This window comes from Devosia sp., from assembly GCF_041917035.1.
GTDB lineage: Bacteria > Pseudomonadota > Alphaproteobacteria > Rhizobiales > Devosiaceae > Devosia_A.
The window spans coordinates 1-2160 of sequence record NZ_JAYRYM010000407.1 but is presented as its reverse complement, the minus strand read 5'-3'; the positions used below and the strand labels follow the sequence as shown (position 1 = coordinate 2160).

General features: G+C 69.2%; 1 protein-coding gene and 1 pseudogene. Both read left to right on the top strand.

Features of this window, described 5'->3' with window-relative positions; all coding sequences use genetic code 11:
* A pseudogene (locus ACE3TU_RS21685) lies at positions 1-541 on the top strand (hypothetical protein); the annotation flags it as partial.
* 125 nt (positions 542-666) lie between these two features.
* Positions 667-2160: pentapeptide repeat-containing protein (locus ACE3TU_RS21680; protein ID WP_374627929.1), on the top strand; the 1494-nt coding region annotated here is incomplete at its 3' end.

The following is a 2160-nucleotide window of genomic DNA, read 5'->3' as shown; positions in this document are numbered from 1 at the left end:
CTGCGCCGAAGGCTTTGTCTGGCGCGATGCGGCGGCGGGCGATCATGTCTGCGTCAAGCCGGCCGGCCGCCAGCGCGCCGCCGAGGAGAACGCGCTCGCCGCCTCCCGCGTCGATCCGACCGGTGCCTATGGCCCGCTCTCCTGCGTCGCCGGCTTCGTCTGGCGTGAGGCGTTCTCCGGTGACATGGTCTGCGTGACCCCCGATCGCCGCGACGCTGTGGCCAACGAGAATCGCCTCGGCCCCTCCCGCATGGCGCTCGCCTATGGCCCGGACACCTGCCGCGACGGCTTCGTCTGGCGCGATGCGGCGCCCGGCGATCATGTCTGCGTCACGCCGACGTCGCGCAACCGCGCCGCCAGCGAGAACGCCGCCGCCCTCACCCGTGTCGATCCGGCCGGCGCCTACGGGCCGTTCACCTGCGTCGTCGGCTATGTCTGGCGCGAGGCCTTCCGCGGCGACATGGTGTGCGTCACCCCGGCCCGGCGTGACGCGGTCCTGCAGGAGAATGCGATGGCCGCTGCCCGCCGGGCGCTCGGCTGATCCCGACACCTCCGTCATCGCACGGGCCGGGTGCCACGCCGTGGCGCCCGGCTTCGTGATGGGGCAGGGGATTGCCGCCGGCGGCGGCTCGGATACTCTCCCGCCACGGTCGACGGGGGACAGGGTTGAGCGAAGGTCAGGAGCCGGGCACGGAACCGGATACGGGGGGCAGGCCGCGCGCCGTCCCCGACCGTCACGGCCTCGGACTGGTCGGCACCGCCATCATCGTCTTCATACTGGGCGTCATCGTCGGGATTCCCATCGCCAATTTCGGCGCCGACGTGCTGTTGCGCTACACCGGTGAAGTCTTTGCCATCCTGTTCGGCATCTTTCTCATCATTCTGCTGGTCGCCGGTCTGGTGGCGCTGTTCCGCCGGCAGATCTGGGGCGCCATCTTCCGCCGGGCGGAGTTCGAGATGGAGCGCTTCGCCCGCCCGCTCTCCGACGTCGCGCGTTTCGCCGCGGAAAAGCGGGTCGACCAGGCGACCGGGGCGGCGCGCGACCTCGCCGAACTGGTGCTGGCGCGCTACGCCTGGGTCTCGACCCGCCGCTGGCTCATTGCCACCATCACGGCGCTGATCGCCGCCATCGCCGCGCTCGCCGGCTCGGCCCTGCTGTTCCAGCAGAACCGGCTGCTGGCCGACCAGAGCGCGCTGATGGCCGAGCAGACGACGCGCCTCACCGAACAGAACCGGCTGCTGGAGTCGCAGATCGAGCTGGGCGAGGCACAGCGCAGCGCCGCCATCGTCTCCGAGATTCTCAACATCTCGGCCCGGCTGGGCGACGAGATCGAGGCGCTGCAGCTGCCCGATCCGACTGTCGGCACGCCGGTCGAGAGGCTCAGCTTCGGCCTCAAGGGGCGCATCATCGCGGCAACCAACATGGCGCGGCCGTACCGCTTCCTCAATGCCGGCCTGCTCGAGATCAACGATGCAGATCTCTATCGCATGGCGCTCGGGCGTCGCAGCGAACTGCTGTCGGGCGAGGCCCGGGCGGCGGTCGAGGCCTCGATGCCGAAAACGCTGGCCGGGGAACTGATCGACCGCATCTCGAGCCCGGAGCGGGGCCAGCTGCTGGTCCTGCTCGCCAACGCGTTCATCACCGATACCGAGGAACTGACCTTTCGCGGGGCGGACTTCTCCTTCGCGCATGTGCGGATGGATACCCTCAAGGCGATGTCGCTCAACCACGCCTCGCTGCGCTTCGCCGATTTTTCCGGCACCGATTTCGATACGGTGAGCTTCCGCGGCACCTATCTCGAGAATGCGCGCTTCCGCCGCTCCGTGTTCGATGACTGCGATTTCACCGCGATCGTCGCCCGGGATGCCGGCGGACCGTTCCGGCGCGACGACGACTGGACCTACACCACCCAGGCGACCGGCACCGACTTCCGCTCGACCCAGATGTTCGACGTCAAGATGGGCGGCATCCATCTGATGGCGGCCGATTTCGACGAGTCGCTGCTGGTGCGCGTCGACATGTCCGCTGCCGCACTGACCGGGGCCACCTTCCGCAACGCCGTGCTGGCCGATGTCAACTTCGAGGGGGCCGAGCTCAAGGCCGTCGATTTCGACGGCGTGGTCACCGATCGCGCCGACTTCATCGCGCATCTCGGCGAG